Annotated in this window: 20 protein-coding genes and 1 pseudogene; 13 read left to right on the plus strand and 8 right to left on the minus strand. The window is 71.3% G+C overall.

All coding sequences use genetic code 11. The features are described from left to right. Positions 1 to 28 precede the first annotated feature (28 nt). The 4 genes from K7I03_RS03515 to K7I03_RS03530 all read left to right on the plus strand — a co-directional run bounded on the left by K7I03_RS03515 (position 29) and on the right by K7I03_RS03530 (position 3,579). Positions 29 to 1,111, plus strand: a complete 1,083-nt coding sequence (locus K7I03_RS03515) for a pyridoxal phosphate-dependent aminotransferase (RefSeq protein ID WP_224347378.1) — start codon at positions 29 to 31, stop codon at positions 1,109 to 1,111. Continuing rightward, positions 1,108 to 1,854 (plus strand): SDR family NAD(P)-dependent oxidoreductase, encoded by a 747-nt coding sequence (locus K7I03_RS03520; protein WP_185941974.1) that lies wholly within the window; start codon positions 1,108 to 1,110, stop codon positions 1,852 to 1,854. Before K7I03_RS03515 ends, K7I03_RS03520 begins: the two co-directional genes overlap by 4 nt. Positions 1,855 to 2,023: 169 nt before the next feature. After that, positions 2,024 to 3,310: an RICIN domain-containing protein gene (locus K7I03_RS03525; protein ID WP_185941975.1), complete on the plus strand. Its 1,287-nt coding sequence runs from the start codon at positions 2,024 to 2,026 to the stop codon at positions 3,308 to 3,310. Beyond that, entirely contained in the window at positions 3,226 to 3,579 is a 354-nt protein-coding gene (locus K7I03_RS03530; protein ID WP_313772147.1) for a DUF6192 family protein, read from the plus strand. Before K7I03_RS03525 ends, K7I03_RS03530 begins: the two co-directional genes overlap by 85 nt. Before the next feature lie 155 nt (positions 3,580 to 3,734). On the opposite strand, the gene K7I03_RS03535 is transcribed toward K7I03_RS03530, so the two are convergent. The 3 genes and pseudogenes from K7I03_RS03535 to K7I03_RS03540 form a co-directional block, all read right to left on the minus strand. Next, positions 3,735 to 4,139 (minus strand): TrmO family methyltransferase domain-containing protein, encoded by a 405-nt coding sequence (locus K7I03_RS03535; protein ID WP_185941977.1) that lies wholly within the window; start codon positions 4,137 to 4,139, stop codon positions 3,735 to 3,737. Between the two features lie 240 nt (positions 4,140 to 4,379). Beyond that, positions 4,380 to 4,502 carry a hypothetical protein gene (locus K7I03_RS33715; protein WP_260630144.1) on the minus strand — a complete coding sequence of 41 codons (123 nt, stop codon included), beginning with the start codon at positions 4,500 to 4,502 and terminating at the stop codon, positions 4,380 to 4,382. A gap of 107 nt (positions 4,503 to 4,609) precedes the next feature. Further along, positions 4,610 to 5,843: pseudogene (locus tag K7I03_RS03540) on the minus strand (PP2C family protein-serine/threonine phosphatase). Positions 5,844 to 6,263: 420 nt separating this feature from the next. Here K7I03_RS03540 and K7I03_RS03545 point away from each other — a divergent pair. The 4 genes from K7I03_RS03545 (at position 6,264) to K7I03_RS03565 (ending at position 9,446) form a co-directional block, all read left to right on the plus strand. Then, on the plus strand, positions 6,264 to 6,983 hold the full coding sequence (locus K7I03_RS03545) for a DUF4142 domain-containing protein (RefSeq protein WP_224346849.1): 720 nt from the start codon (positions 6,264 to 6,266) through the stop codon (positions 6,981 to 6,983). A gap of 21 nt (positions 6,984 to 7,004) precedes the next feature. Continuing rightward, positions 7,005 to 7,601, plus strand: coding sequence for a class F sortase (locus K7I03_RS33720; protein WP_185941979.1), 597 nt, complete (start codon positions 7,005 to 7,007; stop codon positions 7,599 to 7,601). A gap of 618 nt (positions 7,602 to 8,219) precedes the next feature. Then, positions 8,220 to 8,453, plus strand: coding sequence for a DUF397 domain-containing protein (locus K7I03_RS03560; protein WP_185941980.1), 234 nt, complete (start codon positions 8,220 to 8,222; stop codon positions 8,451 to 8,453). An 87-nt stretch (positions 8,454 to 8,540) separates the two neighbouring features. Next, on the plus strand, positions 8,541 to 9,446 hold the full coding sequence (locus K7I03_RS03565) for a helix-turn-helix domain-containing protein (RefSeq protein WP_185941981.1): 906 nt from the start codon (positions 8,541 to 8,543) through the stop codon (positions 9,444 to 9,446). Between the two features lie 3 nt (positions 9,447 to 9,449). On the opposite strand, the gene K7I03_RS03570 is transcribed toward K7I03_RS03565, so the two are convergent. The 3 genes from K7I03_RS03570 to K7I03_RS03575 all read right to left on the minus strand — a co-directional run bounded on the left by K7I03_RS03570 (position 9,450) and on the right by K7I03_RS03575 (position 13,046). Further along, positions 9,450 to 10,292: an SAM-dependent methyltransferase gene (locus tag K7I03_RS03570; RefSeq protein WP_185941982.1), complete on the minus strand. Its 843-nt coding sequence runs from the start codon at positions 10,290 to 10,292 to the stop codon at positions 9,450 to 9,452. Between the two features lie 166 nt (positions 10,293 to 10,458). Beyond that, the gene (locus tag K7I03_RS33725; protein ID WP_260630145.1) at positions 10,459 to 10,581 is read right to left on the minus strand and encodes a hypothetical protein; all 123 of its coding nucleotides are present in this window, start codon (positions 10,579 to 10,581) and stop codon (positions 10,459 to 10,461) included. Positions 10,582 to 11,258: 677 nt separating this feature from the next. Then, positions 11,259 to 13,046 (minus strand): glycoside hydrolase family 15 protein, encoded by a 1,788-nt coding sequence (locus K7I03_RS03575; protein ID WP_185941983.1) that lies wholly within the window; start codon positions 13,044 to 13,046, stop codon positions 11,259 to 11,261. A 248-nt stretch (positions 13,047 to 13,294) separates the two neighbouring features. On the opposite strand from K7I03_RS03575, the gene ctaD reads away from it, so the two are divergent. Then, positions 13,295 to 15,013: an aa3-type cytochrome oxidase subunit I gene (gene ctaD / locus K7I03_RS03580; RefSeq protein WP_185941984.1), complete on the plus strand. Its 1,719-nt coding sequence runs from the start codon at positions 13,295 to 13,297 to the stop codon at positions 15,011 to 15,013. Next, complete coding sequence (gene ctaF / locus K7I03_RS03585; RefSeq protein WP_185941985.1) at positions 15,010 to 15,399, plus strand: aa3-type cytochrome oxidase subunit IV; 390 nt, start codon at positions 15,010 to 15,012, stop codon at positions 15,397 to 15,399. The genes ctaD and ctaF overlap by 4 nt, the downstream gene beginning before the upstream one ends. Before the next feature lie 22 nt (positions 15,400 to 15,421). Here the strand turns inward: ctaF and qcrB are convergent, their stop codons facing one another. Further along, positions 15,422 to 17,053 (minus strand): cytochrome bc1 complex cytochrome b subunit, encoded by a 1,632-nt coding sequence (qcrB, locus tag K7I03_RS03590; RefSeq protein WP_185941986.1) that lies wholly within the window; start codon positions 17,051 to 17,053, stop codon positions 15,422 to 15,424. A 225-nt stretch (positions 17,054 to 17,278) separates the two neighbouring features. On the opposite strand from qcrB, the gene K7I03_RS03595 reads away from it, so the two are divergent. The 3 genes from K7I03_RS03595 to K7I03_RS03605 all read left to right on the plus strand — a co-directional run bounded on the left by K7I03_RS03595 (position 17,279) and on the right by K7I03_RS03605 (position 25,111). Beyond that, positions 17,279 to 17,815, plus strand: coding sequence for a hemerythrin domain-containing protein (locus tag K7I03_RS03595; RefSeq protein ID WP_185941987.1), 537 nt, complete (start codon positions 17,279 to 17,281; stop codon positions 17,813 to 17,815). Between the two features lie 229 nt (positions 17,816 to 18,044). Continuing rightward, complete coding sequence (locus K7I03_RS03600) at positions 18,045 to 22,352, plus strand: HAMP domain-containing protein (protein ID WP_224346850.1); 4,308 nt, start codon at positions 18,045 to 18,047, stop codon at positions 22,350 to 22,352. 287 nt (positions 22,353 to 22,639) lie between these two features. Next, positions 22,640 to 25,111 (plus strand): SpoIIE family protein phosphatase, encoded by a 2,472-nt coding sequence (locus K7I03_RS03605; protein WP_398858464.1) that lies wholly within the window; start codon positions 22,640 to 22,642, stop codon positions 25,109 to 25,111. A 38-nt stretch (positions 25,112 to 25,149) separates the two neighbouring features. Here the strand turns inward: K7I03_RS03605 and K7I03_RS03610 are convergent, their stop codons facing one another. After that, complete coding sequence (locus tag K7I03_RS03610; RefSeq protein ID WP_221902785.1) at positions 25,150 to 26,442, minus strand: FAD-dependent oxidoreductase; 1,293 nt, start codon at positions 26,440 to 26,442, stop codon at positions 25,150 to 25,152. Positions 26,443 to 26,577 lie beyond the last annotated feature (135 nt).

Raw genomic sequence — 26,577 nt, forward strand, 5'->3', positions numbered from 1 at the left:
GATCCAATACAACAACCTCGTGTACGAGATGAAGGAGGCCGGCCAGGACATCATCACCCTCTCACTCGGGGAGGCCTTCTTCGACATTCCCATTCCGACCTTCGAAGGCTTTATTGGGACGGACCTGCACCATTACTCGCACTCCCGTGGCCTGCCGGAACTCAGGCAGCTCCTGGCCAAGTACTACGAGATCCGGTTCGAGGTCGCGGTGGACCCCGACCATGAGGTAGTCATCACCGCAGGATCCAAAGCAGCGATCTACATGGCGCTGCTCGCGGTACTCGAGCCCGGCGACGAGGCGATCATCCCGGAGCCCTTTTGGTTGAGCTATCCCGCGCAGGTCCGTCTGTGCAAAGGCACACCCGTGATGATCTCCCACAAGGTCTCGGTTTTTGACCTCGAGCGTTATGTCACCAGTCGGAGTCGGGTCGTCATCATCAACAACCCGAACAATCCCACCGGACGCGTCTACTCTCGCGCTGAACTGGAATTCCTCCACTCCATGGCGGTCAAGCACGGCTTGCTGCTCCTGGTCGACGAAGCCTATAACGAGTTTGTTCCGGACAGTACCGATTTCGTGTCGGCCAGTTCCCTCGATCCGGACATGGAACACACCGTCACCGTCAACTCGATGTCTAAGAATTATGGGATATCCGGATGGCGCATCGGCTATCTCCTGGCACATCGGCGCCTGGTGGATGAATTGCTCAAGATCCAGCAGCACCTGGTGACCTGTGCGCCCACGATCCTCTCCACCTACCTGGCGGGGAAGTTCGACCAGTTACTGAACATCACCCGGCCCCAGATCCAACAGATCGTCGGGCTGCGCAACCGCGCGGCCGGGCAGTTGGCCGCGCACGGAATACCGGCACTTCCCGGATCCGCCACGTTCTACCTCTTCGCCTCGATCAGCGGATCACGGCTGACGTCCAGTGAGTTCGCCGCCAAACTCCTCCGGGAGAGCGCTGTCAGTGTGGTGCCCGGCATCGGGTACGGCGAGTCGTGCAACCGGTTCATCCGGATATCCGTGGGAAGCGAGTCAGAGGAGCGCATCACCAGAGGTCTTGTGGCGATCCGGGACCTCATCCATGCCAGCGGCGGGCCCGGATGACACATCAGCGAACCGCGATCGTCTCGGGTGGTACTCGCGGTATCGGGCTGGCGTTTAGCCGTCGCCTGGTGCGATTGGGCTACAGCGTTGTCGCCCTGTATCGCCGCGACGACGCGGCGGCGGAGCACGCGGCAAAGGAGCTGGGCCCGGCGTTTCGGACCGTGCGTACCGACCTAGCCGACGGTGCCGCCGTTGCAGCCTCGGCCGCGGAGATCCTCTCCACTCACGGTGCGCCGGCGGTGCTGATCAACAACGCGGGGGTCAATGTGGACCGACCCTTCCTGGAAATGACCCACGACGACTGGCACCGCGTGATCGACAGCAACCTGTCCGGAGTCTTCTACCTGACGAGGGCCGTTGCTCCCGCGATGCTGGCGGCAGATGCCGGGGCAGTTATCGTCAACATCGGCGCGACCACAGGGATCCGGCCGCGGGTCAATGGCGCCAACTACTGTGCCAGCAAGGCCGGACTGCTCCAGCTGACCAAGTGTCTGGCGCTTGAGTTCGCTCCCAAGGTCCGTGTGAACTGCCTGATTCCCGGGGTGATCGAGACGGAAGAGGTCGTCGAGCGGCTCAACCTCGACAATGAAGAAGCCCACGAGCGGGTGCTCGCCGAGATTCCACAGCGGAGGATCGGCGACTGCGAGGACCTCGCGGAGGCTTTGGAGTTCTTGATCGGTCCGGGGAGTGCCTACATGACAGGCCAAAGGCTGATTGTCGACGGCGGTCAATTCATGTGGTGATCACGTGGTGACGGAACCGAGCCGATCGGCCTCGTCCGGGCCGTCGCGCAGGCCGGGCAGCCGTAGTCTCCCGGTTGGCCGAGACTGTCCGGAGCGCGCCAGCATGTGGGGTCTACGGCAGGGGCAGCCCGGAAGAGCACGGTCGAGGGTCCGACTCCAGGAGGCGTCTGTGGGCATCCCCGCCGAAGGCACGTACCTGCTCAAGAACTTCGCGGCCAACCTCTACGCCGGCACCAAAGGGAGGGCGGCGCAGCCCGCGACCATCGTCGAGCAGTGGTCCCTGCTACGCGAGGGCGAGCGGGAGAGCCAGGTGTGGCGGCTGCCGGCCCGTACCGGCAAGGACGCCAAGGAGGGTGACTGCTTTCTGGTCAACGTGCACAGCGGGCTGCGTCTTTACATCAAGGGTAACGAGCTCAACGTCTCGCGCGACGCGTACGCGGAACTGTGGAACGGGGACCAGCCCGAAGAACTGGACAGCCCGACCTGGCGCATCACCGAGGAAGGCTCCGGGCTCTACGCGCTGTGCAACCGCCGCAGCGGGCACTGGCTGCGCATCCGGGACTTCAACCCGGATCCGGGCATGGAACTGGAGCAGGGAGAGAAGGACGAGGACCAGAAGAACCGCGCCTATGCGCTCTGGCACGTCGAGCCCGTCGACGCCCAGGGCAAGGCCATCCCAGGCGGGGCTGCCCCGGGGAAGACCGGGGAGCAGACCGGCAGTGGGCAGACGACGCCCACCGCTGAGCCGGGAGTCTGCGGCACCAAGCGCGAGTCCTACCTCGGCACCTACCAAGGGACGTACAAGCGGGAACCGTCCACGGGCGTCATGAGGCCCACGTTCGAGGGCAGGATCGGGGATGCGTTCGCGCAGATCGGTGCCTACTTGGACAGCGGCACCTGGGACATGACCGCGCGCTTCTTCATGGACGGCAACACCACCAAGGTGGAGACGACGTTCCGGCTGACGTCCGGCTCCACGCAAGTACACGGCCGCGGGTACAGCAAGGTAGTCGAGTACCGCTCTGACCTCCGCAACCGTTGCGTCAACTTCGTCTCGCAGGCCGAATCGACACCCGAGGAAGGCGGGGAATTCGACTACCAGGTGCCAGAGCCCGGTGTCTCGAAGAAGGGGCACCTCGGCGGCTACAACCACCAGCGCAACGTGGAATTCATCCTCTCAGCGGCGGACCCCCCGTCAGGGAACCGACATCCCGCTGCGGCTGCACCAGAACACCACGGACTTCTACGGTGCGCGGCACATCGTCGAACTCCGCCGCGCGGACTGAACAGCCAGGCTCCCCGCTCCCGACACGGGACACTGCAGGCGGACCGCCCTGCCCGGTTTCCGGCCGTTGCACGGCCTGCAGTTGGGTGCCCTGCCTTTCAACTGGTCGTGGCTATCAGCCCAGTCGACTCAGCCGGCTGCGCCGGCCGGGCGTCGCGCCCCGGGCGATAAGCGACGAATCCGCTCGTGCCCAGGTCAGCCACGCGCCGAACAAGCGGCACCGGCCGGCCCGCGAGGACTTCGAGCGCACCAGACCGGTAGCACCCGCCCTTCGGCACATCGATCGGACGGTGAAGTCCCTGATCCTGGTCACCGCCTGCCACTCGTTCGTCGCCGCCGCCGGCCGCGCCGTTCCCGGCCTACCGGGCCGGTCTCCGGGCGACGACGAACGAGTGATCGTGCGGCAGAACACAGCCAAGGCACGGGCGACACCCGGCTGATCGAGCAGGCCGTTCGGCACCGGCAAGGCCGACATGGAGACGAGCGCGCCCGGCTGCCGAGCCGAGTAGCCATACCCCGCGCCCCACAGCGACCGCGCTGCGCGGGCCGTCGGCATGCGGACAGGATCCGCGACGGTTGCGGGCGTGGGGCGCGATCAGCGCGTCTCCGAGGTGTGCCAGTAGTGACGGAGCATCTCGGAGGGCCATGCGGGCGTGGTGACCGGCCCGCGGGGCCCCATCTGGGGGAAGAACGGCGCGAGGTCCAGGATCGGCGTGCCGACGACGGCGTCCAGGTCGGTGACGTGGAGGTCGTGTCCTTCGGTGCGCAGCAGGCGGGGGAAGGAGAGGGCCAGTTGGTTGGGCCTTCGGTGGTTGCGGTGGACGAAGGTGCCGGTGGCCGGCCACTGGGTGTTGCCGCGGGGGCTGCGGGTGTGGAGGGGCGGTGTGCCCGCCGACGACAGTGGCGATGCCGGTGGCTTCGAAGAAGGTTCCGGGCACGGCTTTCCCTTCCCGCATGGCCGAGGAGCTCCCGCCAGGGGCGCCACCTCGGGCACTGTCATGGCGCTCCCTACGTCGCTGAGGACCGCCACCGACGGCGCACGGAACGCGCCACATGACCCGCTGGAACCAAACACGAACCAGAGGACGAAACGCTCAGTGAGCGGCGGAGGTCATGGCCGGGGCGTGGACGCGAGCCGCCGGGCTTCGCCCGGACCGCCGGACCGCCACTGCGGCGGGCCGCCCCATAGGGGGCACGGCCCGCCGCCGTGGCATCGCGTCTTCCGGGCGAGGCCCGGGCGTCACAGCCCCACGGACCGGAGGGTCTCCTCGGGGGAGTCCGCGTAGAGCCGGGCTCCCGCGATCTTCGGGTGGAAGGACTGGGCCGAAACCGGCTGGTCGGGATCGTCAGGCGGTTTCCCCACGCTACAACGAGTCGCGTGTCCGAGCAGCGTTCCCAGGGTTTGACAGGGCTCATGCCGACCGCTGCCGGCTACCTGACGCACCGTCAGCCATGCGGGTGTTGCCGCGTTCAACCGATGCCGCCGACAGCCGGGGACGAGTGGCCGAACGCGTTCGGCCCGCCGTCGGTGGCGCGTTCCCAGGAGTCGGTGCCGTGCCAGTCCAGTACCAGCGTGGTCGCGTCGTCGGGCATACGGCCTTCGCAGGCGTCGCGTACCGCCTCGGCCAGGGTCCGTACCACCTCGCGGGGGTGCTCTTCGCGGGTGGCGCGGAGGAGAGCGGGCAGGTCCACGGCGCCGGCGCCGCGCTCCTGCATGCCGTCGGTCAGCAGCACCAGACGGTCGCCGGGCAGCAACTCCAGCTCCTGGGCCTCGTACCGGACCGGGGCGTGGATGCCGAACGGCAGGTTGACCTTCAGCGGCACCTCTTCCGCCCGGCCTTGCCGCAGCCGCAGCGGCCAGGGATGACCGGCGTTGACCAGCCGGCAGACGCCTGTGTCCAGGCTGATGCGCAGCAACTGGCCGGTGGTCATGCCCCGGCCGTAGGAGTGCACGGCCTCGTGCGCGGCCCACGCCTGTTCGGTGATGCCGCTTCCGACGCGGCGCGCGCCGCGCAGTGCGTTGACGGTGAGGGTGGCCAGCAGCGCCGAGTCGGTGTCGTGGCCCATGGCGTCGGTTATCGACAGGTGCAGGGTGTCGCGGTCGAGGGCGTAGTCGTAGGTGTCGCCGCCGATGTCGTCGGCCGGTACCAGCCCGCCGGCCAGGGTGAACTGGGCCGCCTCGCAGCAGGGCGCCGACGGCAGCAACTGGTGCTGGATCTCCGCGGCCAGGCTGGTCCGGGTCGTCCGTCTGCCCCAGTGGTACAGGTCGGTGAAGCGCCGGTCGGTGACCACGATGTACGCCAGCGCGTGGGCGGCCTGCGCCACCTGCTCCCGCACCTCGTCGTCCACGCAGGACAGCGACAACTCCAGGACACCGAGGCAGTCCCCCCCGGTTCGTGACCGGCGCGATGAGGCAGACCCCGCCCTCGCCGTCCGCCTCCTCATGAAGGCGCTGGTCGCGCAGCACCCGCTCGTACACGCTGCCGCGCAACGCACAGCGCTCCGGTCCACCGTCCCTGAGCGGCTCACCGGCCCGCGGCAGCCTGACCATTTCCCTGCCGACCAGGTCGACGAAGAGGAAGGACACCACGCGCGCGCCGAACCGCTTCTCCAGGTTCCGGGCGACCACGTCCACCGACTCCACCGGCGCGGCCTCCTCCGCCGCGCGCAGCACCTCGTCCAGCCCGAATCGTCCGCCGTCCACTGCACACACCTCCCCAGTCGTTCGACCCCTTTTTCCCCCGACCGGCCGGAGCCACTCTGCCGTCACCTCGACGTGCGACACCGCTCGGCGGTGGTGACGGGCCCGAGGCGGGGTCTGCCGGAGGCGCGTGAGCGGCCCGGGCGGCTCACGCGCCGGGGGGCAGCACGGCGGCGAGCGCGCCGACGGCTCGTGCCGAAGGCCGGCGCCGCCCGAGGCGCCGGAGGCGACGGTGCTCGCGAGGGAGGGCCGTAGGAATGACCGTACTGAGCCGATCGGGTCCTTTCCGCCGGGTCAGCGTTTGCCCACGCTCGGTGATGGCACTCGGGAGTGGTCGACGACGCCCCCGCCCCTTGGGTGGCGCGTCCCGCGGCGGCGGCACGGATCTGCCGTGTCCGGCCGCCGCAGGTGAAAGGAGCTCCCATGAGGAACCGACAGCGAATGGCCGTCGTGGCCGCCGGCACGGTGATATGCGCGTCCCTCGCGGCGTACGCCCCGGCCGTCGCCGACGGCGACGGCGGCGGTACGACCGACGGCGCGGTGACGGACGGCGCCTTCCTCAAGACCGTGCACCAGGGCAACCTCGCGGAGATCGAGGCCGGCAACGACGCACGGACCAACGCGGTCGGCGCTTGCGTGAAGGATGTCGGCCGGATGCTGGTGCGTGACCACACCAAGCTCGACGGCGACGCCGAACAACTGGCGAGGAAGCTGAACGTCCCCCTGCCGGCCGGACCGTCCACCGAACAGAAGCAGCAGCTGGCCTCCGTCCGCGCCAAGGCCGGCACCAAGGACTACGACAGTGCCTGGCTGTCGGCCCAGGACGAGAACCACCGCAAGACCCTGGCCCTGATCGACGGCCAGGTCGCCTCCGGCCGGAACGCCGAGATCACCGCGGCGGCGAAGGCGGCACGCCCGGTGGTGGCCATGCACCTGGACCGGGTCAGCGGCGGCACCTGCCACGGCCAGGGCCCGTCGCACTCCGTCCCCGCCGGTGACGGCGGCATGGCCGCCGGTACGGACTCCGGTGGCGTCGAACCCGCCACCGTGGGCACGGCGGCGCTGGGCGGGCTCCTCCTGACGGGAGCGCTCACCTGGGGCGCACGCCGTCGGCGCGCCCGGACCACACCCGGCCCCCGCTGACCGGAACGCCCGACGACCACCATGGCCGGCCTGACGGGACGCGTGGCGCTCTGCCTCACGGGCGCCCTCACCCTGGCTCTGGTGCCGGGAGCGTTCCCCTCGGGCAGCGTCCCCGGCACCGTCCGCCCGACCGGCCACCAGGCGGCGGCACCCGAGGCGTACGCCTCCTCGCCGCCGGTGGCCGTGGAGGTGCCGGGGCACCTCCACGCCGTGGTGGTGCCGGTGGCCGCCGGCGCCGACGGCGCGCTGGAGCTGCCCCGGCCGTCCGACACCGTGGGCTGGTGGCCCCTGGGCGCCAGGCCCGGGGCCCGCGAGGGCACCGTCCTGCTGGCCGGGCACGTCGACACCCTGGAAAACGGACCGGGCGCCTTCGCGGCCCTGCGCGACATCCCCCTCGGCACCCGCGCCACCCTCACCAGCGCCGACGGGCGCTCACACCCCTACCTCGTCACCGAACGCCGCTCCTACCCCAAGAGCGCGGTGCCGGCCGGGTGGTTCACCGACACCGGCCGCGCCCGGCTGGCCCTGATCACCTGCGCGGGAGAGTACGACCGCCGGCGCCACCGGTACGCCGACAACCTGGTCCTCCTGGCCGACCCGCTGCCTGCGGGCCCGTGAGCGGACGACGCGCCCCGCGTCGTCGCGGACCCGCTTACAGCCGGGGGCTGTCCGCGAGTTCGCTGCGGGTGTCCTCAAAAACGGACGGTGCCGAGATCGCGGACGGTCTGGGCCAGGGCCCGGACGAGTTCGTTCTCGGCGTCCCTCCGCCACACCAGGGCGAAGGGAATGGTCCCCATGTCAGGGAGGGGGATGAAGCGCACGTGGGACACCATGGACCAGTAACGGGTGACGTGTGACGGGAACGGGTGGACGATCTCGCCGGTGATCACCAGGTGGATCGCTTCACACAGGGACTGCCCACGGAGAGCGGCTCCTGATCGCCTCCGGCCACGCTCACCGTCACGGGGCGCGTGATGGGCGAGGTGGTCGGCATGGACAGCCCCCTGCGCAACCGGCCGGTCGGCCGCTGCTCGGTGGCCTCAGGGGGCACCCCAGCGCAACGGCGGCACAGCACTCATCACACGTTTTTCAACCACACACTTTCGGGGGACACCACGGAGCGCTCCGCACTGCCTAGCATTCTCATCACCCCTTCCCATGCAATTGCATATGGGAAATGGCGATCTTGCAGGAAGACAACCCGCAGGTCAGAAACGCAAGGGAGAGGTCATCCATATGATCTTCAGCAACGGCATGCCGGCGAGCGCCCTCGCGGACGCGCAGTGGGTCAAGAGCAGCGACAGCATCGGCGAGGGCAACTGCGTGGAGCTGACGCGGCTGCCCGGCGGGGAGGTGGCGGTGCGCAACTCCCGCTTCCCCGACGGGGCGGCCCTCGTCTACACACGGGACGAAATGGTCGCCTTCCTCCGGGGCGCCAAGCGTTGCGAGTTCGACGGCCTGGTCGACTGAGGCCGGAACCATAGGCCATGGGTAGAACGGCAGGCATCCACCCTCCATGCTGGGTCCGGCATCTGTCGGTCGCGCAGGGGAGAGTGGATGTCTGCCGTTCCCAAGCCTCAACCACAGCAGGCTGCTTCCGTCACCGGTCGGCGAGGCGACCAGAAGCAGTCGGGCTCCACCCGGCTCCTGGGCGACGAACTCCGCAGGATGCGCCAGGAGCGCGGCTTGGGCCTGAAGGACGTCGCCCCCGTCATCCGGGGGTCGGTCTCCAAGGTCAGCCGACTGGAACGCGGCGAGAGCCCGCCGAAGGAGCGGGACGTGTGGGACCTCGTCCACTTCTACCGGGTTCCGGCGGAACGGCTGCGCATGATCGAGGAGTTGCTGCAGCAGACGCGCAACGAGGAGTGGTGGCAGCAGTACACGGACGTCACTCCTCACTTCCTGCGCCGGCTGATCAGCCTGGAGGGCCAGGCGGCGAGGATCTACACGTACGAGACACATGTCGTCCCCGGTCTCCTGCAGACGCCTGCCTACACAAGGGTGCTGATCAGCTCCGCTCTACACGGGGCGGGTGAAACGGCCATCGAGCGGCGGGTGGCACTGCGCCAGGGCCGCAGGGCGGCGTTCCGCGCCGGCCGTCCCAGAGTGGTCGCGCTGCTGGAAGAAGCGGTCCTGCACCGGCTCGTGGGCAGCCCCGAGGTGATGCGGGAACAGCTTCAATACTTGATCGACATCGGGCGCCAAGAGGGCATCAACATCCGCGTGATCCCGTTTCGGCGAGGCGCCGATGCCGTGCCGTTGTCGTCTGTGACCCATCTCTACTTCGACGACGGTGGCCCCCCCGAGCTGGTCTATCTGGAGCACCTCAACAGCGCCCAGTACTTGACCCGCCCAAGGGAGATCGACCAGTACCGGCACATCCTGAACCGGCTGAGTCGATATGCCACCAACCGGGTGGAGAGCGAGGCACTCCTCGAAGAGGCGATCACCAAGCTCAACTAGGCGCTACAGGGCGGGAAGGCGCGCCACTCCGCCCCATTCGACCCATTCTTCGGGGCGTTTGGCCGGCAGTGGTGCCGCCGGGTCGGCCCGCCAGTCGATGACGTCGACCAGCCCGGGCTCCAGGATGTCGAAGCCGTCGAAGTAAGCGCGGACTTCGTCCTTTTCCCGCACCCTGCCCCACCTGTCGCCGGTGCTGCGCGCCATGAGCTCGGTGACTTGACGGCGGATGGCGGGGTCGTCGCTGACGAGCTGGCAGATCACCATGAGGTTGCCGGGCCCGAGTTCCCTCAGACGTTCCGCGGTGCGGCGGACAACCGCGCGGGGGTCCCCTGCGTCATCGGTGTCGGGCAGACAGTGCAGAACGGAGACGAACAGGGCCGCCGTGCGGCGGCCGGGCTTGATGAGGTCGCGGACGGCCTGATGCTCGAAGATCTTGTCCGTGTGCCGCATGTCGGCGGAGACGACCGCCGTGTTGCGGTTCTCGTCCAGCGTGGTGCGGCCGTGGGCCAGGACGATCGGGTCGTTGTCGACGTAGACGACGCGGCAGTCGGGGTCGATCCGCTGGGCCACCTGGTGCACGTTGTCCTGGGTGGGGAGCCCCGACCCGTGGTCGAGGAACTGCTCCACTCCGTACTCGCGGACCAGGATGCCGACGACACGGCGGAGGAAGGCCCGGTTGTGGAGGGCGATTTCGCGGGAACTTGGTGCGATTTTGAGTAGTTCGGAGCAAGCTGTGCGATCCGATTGGTAGTTCTCGATCCCCCCTAATAACCAGTCGTACATGCGTGCCACGCTCGGTACGTTTGGGTCGATGTCGGAATCTTGCTCTTTCTCTCCGCGGACCACGCTGCCCCCTTCGGTTGCGGTCCGAACATGACAAGAAGCCGCCCATCGTAGGGCGGCTCGGTGGTGCGGGACAGACCCCGTTCGGGGGGTGGGTGGGGATGAGGGTGGACGTGTCAGTGGAACGGATGGCGGTGGGCGACGGCCGTCCGCCGCCCACCGTGCTCACTCAGTGCCGGCGGCCCCAGCTGAGGACGACCACCCACTCACGAGCCGGCGCCGGAGCGCTCCCCAGCACCTGCAGCACGGCCTCGACGAGGGGGCAATCGACCATGGCGGCCGCTGCGATCAAGAGCCAGAGGAGCAACCTCTTGGCACGTACCCGGATTTCACCTCCTCGCGGACGCATTCCCTCCGCCTCGGAGGCAGGCATACTTAAACCGGAGGTCGAGGGCGCTCCTTCGCGCTGTCGGCTTTCACCCATGACCAATTTCCTCTCTCATCAGCGTGAATTGGTTCATGTGAGGCGGCTACGGGCCGGAATCCCGTGGCCGCCTCGTCCATTTGGCAGCCGCTGCCACCGCCACAGAGCCACCTTAGCGCCGGCCGTTCACAACGCGCGCCACTCCGGCCGCAACACCACCGGCTCATGCAAATGCTCGGCACACGCAAAGTGGTTGGGGCGTATCACCCGTCAATACTCTCCGGGCGCATTGCCCGAAATCTCTCCGTCGGGATTGAGTTCAGCATCATCGCAGCCTGTTCAGGATCGAATTCGACCGCAACAGACAGCGTCATCGACATCAGGATCCCGTGTCAGGTCCACCACAAATCCGCTCGCTCCGATCAACGTCATCCTTCAGGGAGTCGCTGCACGTGCATCATGCAAAAACAGCAAATTGCACCAGCAAGCGTGGGGGCCGCTCCCCCGCCCGTTTTCCCTGCGTATCGCCCCAACCCCGGCGCAGCGTGGGCCGTTTGCCGGAGCCCGCCCCCAATGAACGTGAGCCTCATCACATCCATGGCGGCTCAGCCGCCCGCCCAAGGCCCCGCAAGCCGCGCCGCGCACTCCAGCATCAGGGCGTGGACGAACGCCTGCGGCAGGTTCCCCCGCAGCTGGTGCTGCGCCACGTCGTACTCCTCCGAGTAGAGCCCGGCGGGGCCGCAGGCGGCGCGGTTGCGTTCGAACCAGCGGAAGGCGGATACCTCGCGGCCCTGCTGGTGTTCGGCCAGGGCGGTGATGAAACCGCAGAGGAGGAAGGCTCCTTCGGCCTTCTCCAGCGGCTGCTTGCCGTGGCGGAAGCGGTAGGCGTAGTGGTCCTCGGTGAGTTCGGCGACGTAGGCGCGGAGCGTGGCGAGGGTGCGGGGGTCGTCGGCGGGGATGGCGCCGCGCAGCGGGGGCAGGAGCAGGGCGCCGTCCAGGCCGGGGTCCTCGGGTGAGCGCTGCCAGCGGCCGGACGGGTGGAGGCAGTGGGCGGCGGTGTCCGCCACCAGGCGGTCGGCGAGGGCGCTCCACTCGGCGGCCTGGCCGCCGGGGGCGACGCCGGCGGCGCACCGCAGGCCCGCCGCGCACGCCAGCCGGCTGTGTGCCCAGCGGCGGGGGCGCAGTTCCCATACGCCGGCGTCGGGTTCGTCGCGGCGGCGGGCGATGGTGCCGGCGGCGATCTCGGCGGCCCGCCAGCCGTGGGCGTCCAGCCGGTCGTGGCGTGCGGCGGTGCCCAGCAGGAGCAGGGCCTCGCCGAAGGCGTCGAGCTGGAACTGCCCGCTGACCTTGTTGCCGACGCGGTCGAAGCCGCCGGGGTAGCCCGGGAGGTCGAGTTCGCGTTCGTCGGGGATGACGTGCCCGTCCATGGTGTAGGCGGGGGCCATCCGGGGGCCGTCGTCGTGCAGGCGGGCGGTGACGAACCGGACGGCGTCGTCGAGCAGGGCCGTGTCCCCGGCGGCGGCGACGGCCTGGCCCGCGTAGCACTGGTCGCGGATCCACACGTAGCGGTAGTCGTAGTTGCGGCCCTCCTCGGCGCGTTCGGGGAGGCTGGTGGTGGCCGAGGCCACCATGCCGCCGGACGAGCCGGTCAGCCCGCGCAGGACGGTGTACGCGCGGCGGGCGTCGGTCCGGGCGACGGTGCCGTCGAGCGGCGGGACGGCGGCGTGCCAGGCGTCCTCGGTGGCCCGCCACAGGGCGTCGGGGTCCGGCGGGCGGTCGGGCAGCGGCCGGTCGCCGATCTCCAGGACGAGGTCGAGGCACTCGCCGGCCTCCACTCTCAGCTCCGTGACCAGCCGCCGGTCCCCGTCACCGGCCGGCCGAGGCTCGGGGAGGCGGCCGGACCAGCGCACGGCGAGGTCGCCGGCGTGTCCGGCCCACACTCCGGGGGCGCGGCGGGAGAAGCCGCGCAGCGGGTACCGGCCGAAGGCCGCGCACGGTTCGAGGGCGACGGACAGCCGGGCGGGGTGCCGGCAGGGCATGATCCGCCGGAGGAGGACGGCGTGGTGGGGGTCGCCGGGGAAGGCGAGGGCCTCCCGGCACTCGACGATGCCGTCGTCGGTGACCCAGCGGCTGCGCCAGATGAGCGTCCCCTCCTCGTAGTAACCGCCCCACACGCACCGCCCCACGGGGGTGACCAGGTAGACGCCGGTGCCGCCGACGAGGGTGGAGAAGACCGCGTCCGAGTCCCAGCGGGGGGCGCACATCCAGGCGTACTCGCCGCGGGGGCCCACGATGACGCCGCGCTCGCCGTCGGCCAGCAGCGCGTACTGGCGCAGCGGCTGGGGCGCGAGGTTCCCTCCGTCAGGGGTGTGCTCTGGTGCGGTACCGGTCATCGCCACTCTTCGGCCGTCGTGCTCCCCCGCTCGTGCGGCCGCGGTGGCCCGCCGGGCCGTGCGGCGCCGCACGGAGCGCCGGTGATTGCCTAACCGCCGGGCGCGCGGGGCAAACCGGCGGAGGGCGGCGAGGGGCGACGGAGGGCGCCGGATGCCACTGCCGAGGTTTCGGACGTGTTCGCCCCGGCTACACCGCAGGCGCCGGTTTCCGCCCGGCTCGCGTACTTCCCCCGTGCCCCGGAGGCCCTATGACGCACGTGGACGACCAGCGGTCCGGCCGGCCGGTGCCGGTCTCCGAGAACCCCCGTGTGCGGACGGGGAAGCGCCTCAGGGACTACGTGACCACCACCGATCACAAGACGATCGGCACTATGTACCTGGTCACCTCGTTCGGCTTCTTCCTGGTCGGCGGGGTGCTGGCCATGCTGATGCGCGCGGAGCTGGCGCGCCCGGGGCTGCAGATCGTCAGCACCACGCAGTACAACCAGCTGTTCACGATCCACGGCACCGTCATGATGCTGCTCTTCGCGACGCCGACGTTCACAGGTTTCGCCAACGCCATCATGCCGTTGCAGATCGGCGCCCCGGACGTGGCGTTCCCCCGGCTCAACGCCCTGACGTACTGGCTGTTCCTGTTCGGCGGGCTCGTCGTGGTGTCCGGGCTGGTGGTGCCGGGCGGGGCGGCGTCCTTCGGCTGGTTCGCGTACACCCCGCTGAGCCGTGCGGTCCACTCCCCCGGTGCGGGCGGCGACCTGTGGGCCATGGGGCTGGTGCTGTCGGGGCTGAGCACGACGCTGGGGGCCGTCAACTTCATCGCCACGATCATCTGCCTCCGGGCGCCGGGTCTGACGATGTTCCGCATGCCGATCTTCACCTGGAACGTGCTCTTCACCTCCATCCTGGTGCTGCTGGCGTTCCCGGTGCTGACGGCGGCGCTGCTCGCCCTGGAGGCGGACCGGAAGTTCGGGGCGCGCGTCTACGACCCGGCCACCGGCGGTTCGCTGCTGTGGCAGCACCTGTTCTGGTTCTTCGGGCATCCGGAGGTGTACATCGTCGCCCTGCCGTTCTTCGGCGTGGTGACCGAGATCATCCCGGTGTTCAGCCGGAAGCCGGTCTTCGGCTACGTCGGGATGGTCGGCGCGACGATCTCCATCACGATGCTCTCGGCGGTCGTGTGGGCGCACCACATGTTCGCCACGGGCGCGGTCCTGCTGCCGTTCTTCTCGCTGATGTCGTTCCTGATCGCGGTGCCGACGGGCATCAAGTTCTTCAACTGGATCGGCACGATGTGGCGGGGCAGCATCTCGTTCGAGACGCCGATGGTGTGGGCGGTCGGTTTCCTCGTCACCTTCCTGCTGGGCGGGCTGAGCGGGGTGATGGTCGCCTCGCCGCCGCTCGACTTCCATCTCACGGACTCGTACTTCGTCGTCGCCCATCTGCACTACGTCCTGTTCGGGACGATCGTCTTCGCCATGTTCGGCGGCTTCTACTTCTGGTGGCCCAAGATGACGGGCCGGATGCTGGACGAGCGGCTGGGCAAGGTGCACTTCTGGACGCTGTTCGTCGGCTTCCAGCTCACGTTCCTGGTGCAGCACTGGCTGGGCGAGGCGGGCATGCCCCGCCGTTACGCGGACTACCTGGCCGCCGACGGCTTCACGACCCTCAACACCGTCTCGTCGATCGGCGCGTTCCTGCTGGGCGGGTCGACGCTGCCGTTCCTCTACAACGTCTGGAAGACGGCCCGGTACGGAGAGCGGGTGGAGACCGACGATCCGTGGGGGTACGGGCGGTCGCTGGAGTGGGCGACGTCCTGTCCGCCGCCGCGCCACAACTTCGACGCGCTGCCCCGCATCCGCTCCGACTCCCCCGCCTTCGACCTGCACCACCCGGAGGCGCGCGAGGTCCGCCGCGGGGCGGGCGCGGCCGTGGAACCGACCCCCGATCCGCTGGGAGAGCAGCGCTCATGAAGTCCGAGGCGATCCTCTTCGCGGGTGTCGCGGTGTTCTTCCTGTTCACCGACGCCCTCTACACCTGGTGGGCGCGGGAGCCCGCGGGTACCGCCGCGCTGACCGTCTCCCTGCTGATGTCGAGCGTCATCGCGTTCTTCTGCGCGATGAACTACCGGCGCAAGGGCCGGCGCCCGGAGGACGTGCCCGGGGCGGAGGTGCGGGAGCGCGCGGGCACCGTCGACTTCTTCCCGCCGCACAGCGCCTACCCGCCGGTCACGGCCGTCGGCATGGCGCTGATGGGCGTCGGGATCGTCTACGGGCTGTGGCTGTTCCTCATCGGCTGCGGGGTCATGCTGGCGGGTCTGCTCGGGATGGTGTTCCAGTTCACCGACGTGGAGGTGTGAACGGCGCCTGTACGGCGGGCCCTCACTCCTCCGTCTCGGGCAGGGGACCCCGGGTCCGTCCGGTGATCTGCAGGCGCTGTTCGTCCGTCGCCGGCATGTCGACCCGGTCGCGGTAGTACCAGGCGTTCAGCGCCGCCCGCAGCCGCTCCCGCCGGGGCGCCCCCTCCGCCGGGCGGGCCAGGGGCGGCGGGACGTCCCGTACCAGCAGCTTGTAGCGGTGCGCGGCGTCGAGCGGCCGGTGCCGTTCGCCGAGGCCGCCGGACGCGTTCTGGCCGACGACGCCGGACTCCTCGCCCTCCTCCAGCAGCCGCCGGTCGTGGGCCTGCAGGGCGAGGCAGGCCCGCTTGGTCACCATGAAGGCGAGCACCGGGCCGGCGACCAGCGCCACCCGGAAGATCCAGGTCAGGGTCTCCACCGAGACCCGGAAGACGGACGCGGTCACGTCGTTGCCGCCCGCGGCCAGCAGCACCGCGTAGCAGACGAGGGCGGCCACGCCCAGGGCCGTCCGCACCGGGCGGTCCCGGGGCCGGTCGCACACGTGGTGCTCCGTCAGGTCGCCGGTGACCCACCGTTCGAAGAAGGGGTACAGGTAGAGCACCAGGAACAGCAGGGCGGGCAGCAGCACCGCCGGGACGACGACGTTCCACATGATCGTGTGCCCGGCCAGGGCGTTCTCCCACGGCGGCATCAGCCGCAGGGCGCCCTCCAGGAAGCCGACGTACCAGTCGGGCTGGGCGTCGGTCGACACCTGGTCCGTGCGGTAGGGGCCGAAGTCCCACACCGGGTTGATCTGGGCGACGCCGCCGAGCACCGCGAGCACCCCGAACACCATCAGGCACAGGCCGGCGGACTTGGTGACGAACTGCGGGACCATCGGCTGTCCGACGACGTTCCGGTTGGTCCTGCCCCGCCCGGACCAGTGGGTGTGCTTGAGGTAGACCACCATCACCAGGTGCAGCCCGACCAGCGCCATCAGGGCCAGCGGGACGAAGTACACGTGCACGGCGTAGAGCCGGTGGATGATCGAGTGCCCGGGGTAGGAGCCGCCCCACAGGAGGAAGCCCAGGTAGGTGCCGGCCACGGGGATCGACGTCACGATCGTGTACGCGGTCCGCATCCCGGTGCCCGACAGCAGGTCGTCGGGCAGCGAGTACCCGCAGAACCCCTCCAGCAGGGACAGCAGGAACAGGGTGACGCCGACGACCCAGTTGAGCTCCCTGGGGCGGCGGAACGCGCCGGTGAAGAAGACGCGCAGCAGGTGCACCCCGAGGGCGGCGACGAAGACGAGGGCCGCCCAGTGGTGCGTCTGACGGATCAGCAGTCCGCCGCGCACGTCGAAGCTGATGTGCAGCGTCGAGGCGTAGGCGTCGCTCACCAGGAGGCCGCGCAGCGGGCCGTACGAGCCGTCGTACACGCCCTCGGTCATGCTCGGGCTGAAGAACAGCGTCAGATAGCTGCCCGTGACCACCAGGACCACGAAGGAGTACAGCGCGAGCTCGCCGAGGAGGAAGGACCAGTGGTCCGGGAACGCCTTGCGGAGCAGCTGCCGCCCCGCCTCCGAGACCGGAGCCCGGCGGTCGAGCGCCACGTAGCCCATGACGGCCGCCTCACGCGCCCGCGCCTCGATCCTCGCCTTCCGCTTCCGCACCAGCACGCGCCGCTCCTCGTTCGTCCACCCGGGTACCCGGAGCATGGACGGCCGGCCGCCGGAACGCGGCGGGCGACACGGCCGGGCGGGGCCAGGGCCCTCCGTATGCCGCAAGCCGGTGGCGGGCCGGGCGCGCTGGCCCAAGTGGGCCCTTGGAGCGCGCCGTCCGATCGGGCGGGCCGGCGGCCGGGAAGGAGAAGGGCGGATCATCCGCCCTCTGGAGGGAGCAAGGTGCCGGAACGTCCCGACCTCATCGGCGAACTGACCGCCGACCACCGGGCGATCGACGCGCTGTTCGACGGCATCCGGGCGGCGGCGCCCGGCAGCCCCGAGCGCAAGGGCCTCGCCGACGACGTCACCGCCCGGCTCACGCGGCACACGGAGGCCGAGGAGCGGCACCTCCACCCCGCGGTGCGCCGGTACGTGGCCGACGGCTCCGCGTGGGTGGAGCGGGAGCTCGCGGACCACGGCCGGATCGACGGCATCCTGCGGGAGGTGGCGGACCGGGGTCCGGAGGACCCGCTGTTCACCCGTTCGCTGGTGTCCCTCGTCGAAGAGGTGAGCCTGCACGTCCTGGAGGAAGAGGAGCGGCTGTTCCCCCGGTTGCGCGCCGTGTGCCCGCCGGGCGTGCTGCGGGATCTCGGCGGGCGGGTGCGGGCGGACCGGCGCGTGCCCGCCGTGCCGGTGGGCCCGCCGCCCCACGGCACGTGGGGCGCCCGCCTGTTGCGCGCGGTCCTCGGCACCGCTCCGGCCGGGCGGCGACGGTAGCGGAAGCCGCTTTTCCACAGGAGGGGCCGCCAGGTCGTCCACAGGAAGAACCGCGGGCCGACCGCGTTCGACGCGGTCCGAGTATCCTTCCCCACGGCCGTACAGCCGCTGTACGGAGCGACGAAGCGGAACGACGAGCCGGGCGACGGGCGAACGGCCGACATCGGGCGGCACGGGAGGCACGTCCCGTGTGCCGCCCCTTGGCGCGCCGGCGGGTGGGAGAGGCGAGATGGGCGAGTCCACGGCCGGCGCGGCGGCGACCGCGGTACCGGGCCGCAGGCGGGACGACGGCCAAGGTCCCGACGTCGGCGAGGCGGAGCTGCGGCAGCTGCTCGCCGGGCTGACGGCGGTGCGCGACGGCGACTTCGGCATCCGGCTGCCGGAGGACGCCGACGGGCTGCTCGGCGAAATAGCGACCGTCTTCAACGGGATGACGGACCAGCTGTCCCTGTTCACCTCCGAGGTGACCCGGGTCGCCCGCGAGGTGGGCAGCGAGGGCCGGCTCGGCGGGCAGGCGCGGGTGCCGGGGGTCTCGGGCACCTGGAAGGACCTCACCGACTCGGTGAACGCGATGGCGGGGAACCTCACCACGCAGGTCCGCGACATCGCGCAGGTGGCCACCGCGGTGGCCAAGGGCGACCTGTCGCAGAAGATCGACGTGGCGGCGCAGGGCGAGATCCTGGAGCTGAAGAACACCGTCAACACGATGGTCGACCAGCTCTCCGCCTTCGCCGACGAAGTCACCCGCGTCGCCCGCGAGGTGGGCAGCGAGGGCCGGCTCGGCGGGCAGGCGCAGGTGCCCGGCGTGGGCGGGGTGTGGCGGGATCTGACCGATTCGGTCAACTTCATGGCCGGCAACCTCACCGCCCAGGTCCGCAACATCGCCCAGGTCACCACGGCCGTGGCCAAGGGCGACCTCTCGCAGAAGATCACGGTCGACGCGCGCGGCGAGATCCTCGCCCTCAAGAACACCATCAACGCCATGGTCGACCAGCTCTCGGCCTTCGCCGACGAGGTCACCCGCGTCGCCCGCGAGGTGGGCACGGAGGGGCGGCTCGGCGGGCAGGCCGACGTCGAGGGCATCTCCGGGACCTGGAAGAACCTCACCGAGTCGGTCAACGTGATGGCCGACAACCTCACGGCGCAGGTGCGGTCGATCGCGCAGGTCACCACGGCGGTGGCCAAGGGCGACCTCTCGCAGAAGATCAACGTCGGGGCGCGCGGGGAGATCCAGGAGCTCAAGGAGACCATCAACACGATGGTCGACCAGCTCTCCTCGTTCGCCGACGAGGTGACCCGCGTCGCCCGCGAGGTGGGCACCGAGGGGAACCTCGGCGGCCAGGCGACCGTGCGCGGGGTCTCGGGCACGTGGAAGGACCTGACCGACAACGTCAACGTGATGGCGTCCAACCTCACCGGGCAGGTCCGTTCGATCGCCCAGGTGGCGGCGGCGGTGGCGCGCGGCGACCTGTCGCAGAAGATCACGGTGGAGGCGAAGGGCGAGGTCGCCGCGCTCGCCGACGTGATCAACCGGATGGTCGACACGCTGTCCGCCTTCGCCGACGAAGTGACCCGGGTGGCCCGCGAGGTGGGCACCGAGGGGATGCTCGGCGGCCAGGCGCGGGTGCCCAACGTCGCGGGCACCTGGAAGGACCTCACCGACAACGTCAACTCGATGGCCAACAACCTCACCGGGCAGGTCCGCAACATCGCGCAGGTCACCACGGCCGTCGCCAACGGCGACCTGACCCGCAAGATCGACGTGGACGCCCGCGGCGAGATCCTCGAACTCAAGACCACCATCAACACGATGGTCGACCAGCTCTCGTCGTTCGCCGCCGAGGTCACCCGGGTGGCCCGCGAGGTCGGCAGCGAGGGCCGGCTGGGGGGCCAGGCCGAGGTCGAGGGCGTCTCGGGCACCTGGAAGCGGCTCACCGAGAACGTCAACGAGCTGGCCGGGAACCTCACCCGCCAGGTGCGGGCGATCGCCGAGGTCACCAGCGCCGTCGCGGAGGGCGACCTGACCCGGTCGATCACCGTCGAGGCGTCCGGCGAGGTCGCCGATCTCAAGGACAACATCAACGCGATGGTCCGCTCCCTGCGCGAGACCACCCGCGCCAACCAGGAGCAGGACTGGCTGAAATCCAATCTGGCCCGCACCTCCGGGATGATGCAGGGCCACCGCGACCTCACCCTCGTCGCCCGGCTGATCATGGAGGAGCTGGCCCCGCTCGTCGGCGCCCAGTACGGCGGCTTCTACCTCGCCGAGGAGACGGAGGCCGGCCCGTCGCTGCGCATGATCGGCTCGTACGGGCGCCCCGAGGGCGGCGAGGGGGCCGACGCGCCCCGGTTCTCGTTCGGGCAGTCGCTCGTCGGACAGGCGGCCTCTGGGCGCCGGACGATCGCGGTGGACGACCTGCCCGCCGGATCGGTCACCGTGCCCTCCGGGTTCGGGTTCATCGAGCCGTCGCACCTGGTGGTCCTGCCGATCGTGGTCGAGGACCAGGTGCTCGGCGTCATCGAGCTGGCCTCCGTCCACCGTTTCACGCCCGTGCAGCGGGACTTCCTGGAGCAGCTGCGGGAGACCATCGGCGTCAACGTCAACACCATCATCGCCAACGCTCGTACGGATGAACTGCTGGATGAGTCGCAGCGGCTGACCGCGGAGTTGCAGGCCCGCTCCGAGGAACTCCAGGTCGGTCAGGAGGAGTTGCGGCGCTCCAACGCCGAGCTGGAGGAGAAGGCGGCGCTGCTCGCCCGGCAGAACCGCGACATCGAGACCAAGAACCTGGAGATCGAACAGGCCCGCCAGGAGCTGGAGACCCGCGCGCAGGAGCTCGCGCTCGCCTCCAAGTACAAGTCGGAGTTCCTGGCCAACATGAGCCACGAGCTGCGCACCCCGCTCAACAGCCTGCTGATCCTGGCGCAGCTGCTGTCCCAGAACCCGAGCGGCAACCTCACCGGCAAGCAGGTCGAGTACGCCGAGATCATCCACTCGGCCGGCTCCGACCTGCTCCAGCTCATCAACGACATCCTCGACCTGTCGAAGGTCGAGGCGGGGAAGATGGATATCTCCCCCGAGTGGGTGCCGCTGCACCGGCTGCTCGCCTACGTGGAGTCGACCTTCCGGCCGATGACCGGCCAGAAGGGGCTCGGCTTCGACGTGGTGACCGAGCCGGGCGTGCCCGTCGCCCTGCTGACCGACGACTCGCGCCTCCGCCAGGTGCTGCGCAACCTGCTGTCCAACGCGGTGAAGTTCACCGAGACCGGGCACGTGGAGCTGAGCATCGAGCCCGTCACCGGCGCGGAACTGCCGCCCGCCGTACGGCGGCACGGCGCGGCGCTCGCCTTCCGGGTACGGGACACCGGCATCGGCATCGCCGAGCACCAGCTGGAGGCCATCTTCGGCGCGTTCCAGCAGGCGGACGGCACCACCAGCCGCAAGTACGGCGGGACCGGGCTCGGCCTGTCGATCAGCCGGGAGATCGCGTACCTGCTCGGCGGCTCGATCACCGCGCACAGCACACCGGGCGAGGGCAGCACGTTCACCCTCTACCTGCCGGTGGCCCGGCCGGACTTCCACGAGCAGACGGCACCCTCCGCCGAGGGCGAGCCCGAGCTCGAGTCCGCGGACACCGATCGGCGGTCCGCACCGGCCGTACCCCGGCAGCGGCGCCTCCTCGTCATCGAACAGCAGCCGCGCGGGCTGCTGTCGATGGTCGCCGAGAGCGCCCGCGCCGGCCTCGCGCCCGTCGCCGGCGCGACGGCGCCCGACACGGTCGACATCATCAGCGCGGTCGGCGCGCAGGAGGCGGCGACCGTGCTCGCCACCGAGGTCTGCCACTGCGTCGTCCTCGACCTCGACATGCCCGACGAGGAGGTGCTGCGGTTCGTCGAGGCGATGGGCGCCGACCCGGCGCTGCGCACCATGCCCGTCCTGGCGCACAACAGCCGGAGCGTCGGCACCCCGCGCGAGCGGGAGATCCGGGAGCGGTTCGCCGGCCGGCCGCTGGACCTGCTGTCCAGCCTCGACGAGCTGCGGCAGCGGATCGCGCTGCACCTGTCGGCCGAGCGGCCCGGCGACGTCCCGCCGCCGCTGCCCGCGGCCCGGGAGGCGCGCCCGGCCGCCGCGTCGGCGCCGGGACGGGACCTGGATCCGGTGCTGGCCGGGCGGACGGCCCTCGTCGTCGACGACGACGCCCGCAACCTCTACGCGCTCACCGGCATGCTCGAACTCCAGGGCATGACCGTGCTGCACGCCGAGAACGGGCGGGCCGGGATCGAGACACTCACCGGGCACCCCGAGGTCGACATCGTGCTGATGGACGTGATGATGCCGGAGATGGACGGGTATACGGCAACGGCGGCCATCCGGGCCATGCCCGCGTACGCGGACCTGCCGATCATCGCGGTGACGGCGAAGGCGATGCCGGGAGACGAGGAGAAGACCATGGCGTCGGGGGCGAGCGACTACGTCACGAAGCCGGTCGACGCCGACGACCTGATCGGCCGCATCCGCCGCAGGCTGGCACCGTGACCGCCGGTCCGGCGCCCGCCGTCCACCGCCCGTGCCGTTCATGCCGTCCGTGCCGTTCGTGCCGTTCGTGCCGTCACCGAGGAGCGTCGTAAGTGGAAGAGGGACGGCGGGACGCCTCCTTGCGCGAGGATCACCCCGGCGGTAGCTCTTCGAGTGCCGGGCCCTCGGGGGGCGGCCGCGTGGGCGGCGGCTCCGCGGACGGCCGTTCCCCGGACGGCTTCCCGCGAGAGGTCCCGGGAAGCGTCCCGTCGCCGCCCGGCGGCGCCGCTCCGGCCGGGCCGGTGCCCGTGCCGCGCTCCGGCGTGGACGGCCCCCCGGCCGTCGCTGACGGCCCGGCCACTCCCGGTCTCCCCGGCGCGCCCGCGGGCGGACCCGGTGGCCGGGGCGCGTCCGCCGACGGCGACGATCCGCCCGCCTCCGGGCTCGGCCGGCTCGCCGCCACCGTGGCGCGGCTGCGCGAGGAGGTGCTGCGCGCGCACGCCGCGGCGGACGGGCGGGCGCTGCTGGAGATGGCCAAGGGCGTGCTGATGGAGCGGCTGCGGCTGAGCCCGGTGCAGGCCGCCCGGCAGCTGGACGAGCTGGCCGACGCCGCCGGCGTTCCCCCGCTGGAGCTCGCCGCCGACATCGTCAACCAGGCGGCGCGGGACCGGCTCTCCGACGCGGCGCGGGACTTCCTCGCCCGGGTGGGCGACGGCGCGCGGGAACCGGCGGGTGACGGGTCGTCCGTCGCCGTGCGGCTGCGGACCGCCGAGAGCGGCGCGCTCGCCGCCGGGGACACCCAGGCCGTCGCCCGCGCGCTGCTGGAGCACGCCCTGACGCCGCTCGGCGCCACCGCCGTCGCCATCTGGGCGTCCGGTTCCGGCGGTTCCCTGCGCCTGGCGGGGTACGCGGGCATTCCGGCCGACGAGGCCGTGCGCTGGCACTACGTACCGCCGGGGGTGGCCACGCCCGCCCGCCGGGCGCTGGCCGCCCGCGACCAGCTGTGGTTCGACGACCTGTCCGCCACCGGGCTGCCCTCCGTGGCCCACCGGCTGCTGCCGGCCGGCGGCCGGGTCGCGCTGCCGGTCGAGACGCAGGGGCGGATCCTCGGCGTGCTGGAGATCTGCTGGCCGGGCGCCCCGGCCCAGCGCCTGCCCGCCGTGCGGCGGCAGTTCGACGCGCTCGCCGAGCTCGTCGCGCACACCCTGGAGACGCTGCCCGCCGGCCGTCCGGAGCCGGTGCCGGCCGATCCCGGCCCGGAGCTCGTCGAGCTGGCTGACAGCCTGTACGACCCGGCGCTGGTGCTGCGCGCCGAGTCGGACGAGCGGGGCCGCCTGGTGGACTTCCGGATCCGGCACGCCAATCCGCGCTTCACCGATCCGGGCGGCCGGCCGCGCGGCGCGGTCGCCGGTGCCCTGCTGCTGGAGGCGTATCCGCTGGCGGCGGAGGAGAACGGGCTGTTCGCCAAGGTGGAGCACGTGCACGCCACGGGTGAGCCGTTCCGCGCCGAGGGCATGCCGTTCACGGCGATCGTCGGGCAGGTGCGGGTGCCCACCACGGCGGACGTCAGCATCAGCCGGCACGGCCGGGAGGTGCTGCTGATCTGGCGGCTCGCCGGGGAGACGGCCCGGCTGGCCCATCTGCTGCGGCATGCCCAGCGGCTGGGCAGGATCGGCGGGTTCGAGGAGGACCTCACCACCGGGCGGATCATCTGGAGCGAGCAGCTGTTCTCGCTGCACGGGCTGCCCGCGACCGCGCCGGCGGTCCCGCTGGAGCAGCTCGCCAGTCTGGCCCACCCGGACGACACGGCGGCCATCGGCCGGTTCCTGCGGACGGTCCTGCACCACCGCAGGCCCGCGTCGACGGCCTTCCGGCTCCAGCGGCCGGACGGCATCACACGGCACATCCGCGTCGTCGCCGAGCCGGTCCTCGACGCCGACGGCCGACTGGTCGCGGTGCGCGGCGCGTTCCAGGACATCTCGGCGCAGCACTGGACGGAGGTGGCGCTGGCGGCCACCCGCGACCAGCTCGCGTACAGCGAGCAGCGGACGGCCGAGCGCAACCGGCTGGCCCGGCAGCTCCAGCAGGCCATCATGCCGCCCGCGCACGGTCCGATCGACGCCCCGGACCTGGACATCGCGGTGCGCTACCGCCCGGCGGAGGACGACAGTCTCGTCGGCGGCGACTGGTACGACGCGATCGTGCTGCCGTCGAAGCGGGTGCTGCTGTCGGTGGGGGACGTGGCCGGGCACGGTATCGAGGCGGCGACGGGCATGGTGGCGCTGCGCAACGCGCTGCGCGGCCTGGCGACGACCGGCGCCGGCCCGGCCCAGCTGCTGGGCTGGCTCAACCTCGTCGCCCACCACCTGACCGACCAGGTGACCGCCACCGCGATCTGCGCGCTGTACGACACGGAGACCCGGGTGCTGCGGTGGGCCCGCGCGGGCCATCTGCCGCCGGTGCTGATCCGCGGCGGGCGGGCGGAGACGGTCCCGCTGGTGCGGGGGCTGCTGCTGGGCGCCATCGGGGAGACGGAGTACGAGGAGGGCGAGATCCAGCTCGAACAGGACGATGTGCTGCTGCTGTACACGGACGGGCTGATCGAGCGGAAGGACCGCTCCCTGGAGGACAGCCTGGAGCAGCTGGTGGCGCTCGCGGGCCGGGGCGGTGCCACGCTGGAGCAGCGGCTGGACCGGCTGCTCACCCACAGCGGTTCGGACACCGACGACGACACGTGCGTCGTCGGTGTCCGGCTGCGGTCGCCGGATCCGGTGGGCTGAACGGCCCGCCCACGCGCGTGGTGTGAGCGGGCCCGGGGTCAGGGGCGCGGTGCGTGCCGGGCGAGGTGGCGGGTGATGCGCCGGGCGGCGAACTCGGTGCCGGCGACGAAGCGGAGCATCGGCCCGAACATGGGCGCGGCCAGGGCGCCGGTGAAGTAGAGGCCGGGGACGGACGACCGGAAGGCGCCGGTCAGACGCGGGGCCCCCGAGCCCGGCACGCGGATCACCGCCCGGCGCAGAGGCGGGGGCAGGAAGGTGAGGGCGTCGAGGTCGACGCGGTAGCCGGTGGCGGCCAGTACGTGGTCGGCGACGAGCTCCCGGGGGGCGTCTCCCGGGCCCGTCAGCGTCATACGGGCCCGCTCCCCCACGGCGTCGGCGCGCTCGACGCGGCAGCCGGTGTGGACGGGGACGACGCCCTCGACGCGGTCGCGCAGCCACCAGCCGCCGGAGGGGCCCAGGGCGCGGCGGTGAATCAACAGCCGTGCGGGCGAGGGCAGTTGGCTGACCGCCTGGGGTGCGGCGCACAGTCCGGCCAGGATCCAGCCGGTGCCGAGCGGCGAGGCCGGCCGGGCGAGCCGGTCGAGGAGCGGCCGCTCGAGGACCGGGGTGTCGCCCCAGCGCACCCGTGGGGCGCGGACCAGGACGGACGGCCGGGCGCCGGCCTCGTGCAGCAGGGCGGCGCTCTCCAGGGCCGACTGCCCGCCGCCGACGACGGCGACCCGCAGCCCGGCGTACCGGGAGAGGTCGGTGTGGTGGCTGGTGTGGGACAGCAGCGCGTCGGGGCCCGGACCTCCCGGGGCCAACCGCCGCAGCTCGCGCGGGATGTGGGCGAGCGCGCCCAGGCCGGTGGCGACGACCACCGCCGAGGCCGGCACCGGCTCGCCGTCGTGGAGCCGGACGGTGAAGCCGCCCGGATCGCGTTCGACGGACGTCACCCGTCGCGGGTCGACGTCGTCGACGAACCTCGCGGCGAACCACATCCCGTAGGCGACGAAGACCTCGCAGGGGATGGGGGTGAGTTCGGTCAGCTCCGGTTCCCCGCGCTCGCGCCGGAAGTCGGCCAGCCGGCCGTCCGCCCGGGGCGTCGACAGGTCGGTGGCCGCGGGCGTGGATTTCAGGTACATGCCGGTCGCCATCGCGTGCCGCCAGCTGCCCATCACCTCGCCGAACACCCGTACCGCCAGGCCGCGTTCGCGGAGGTGCGCCGCGACCGACAGGCCGTAAGGGCCGGCTCCGATCACCACCACCGTACGGCCGCGGCGGTCCGCCGGGCCCCGGGCCGGAGCGCGCTCGGCCGAAGCGTGCGACCATCGCGGAATCGACTGCGTCATCCGTCCCCCTGCTCGCCGGCGCACCGCCCACAGCGCGCGGGCCCACATGCTCCGGAGCCCCGGCGACAGGTCCACGGCTCCAAGCCCCCGCAACAGTCTGCCCTGCCCGGGGGCACCGTCACGCGGTTTTGTCGC

Origin of the sequence: Streptomyces mobaraensis (genome assembly GCF_020099395.1) — a bacterium.
Classification (GTDB): Bacteria; Actinomycetota; Actinomycetes; order Streptomycetales; family Streptomycetaceae; genus Streptomyces.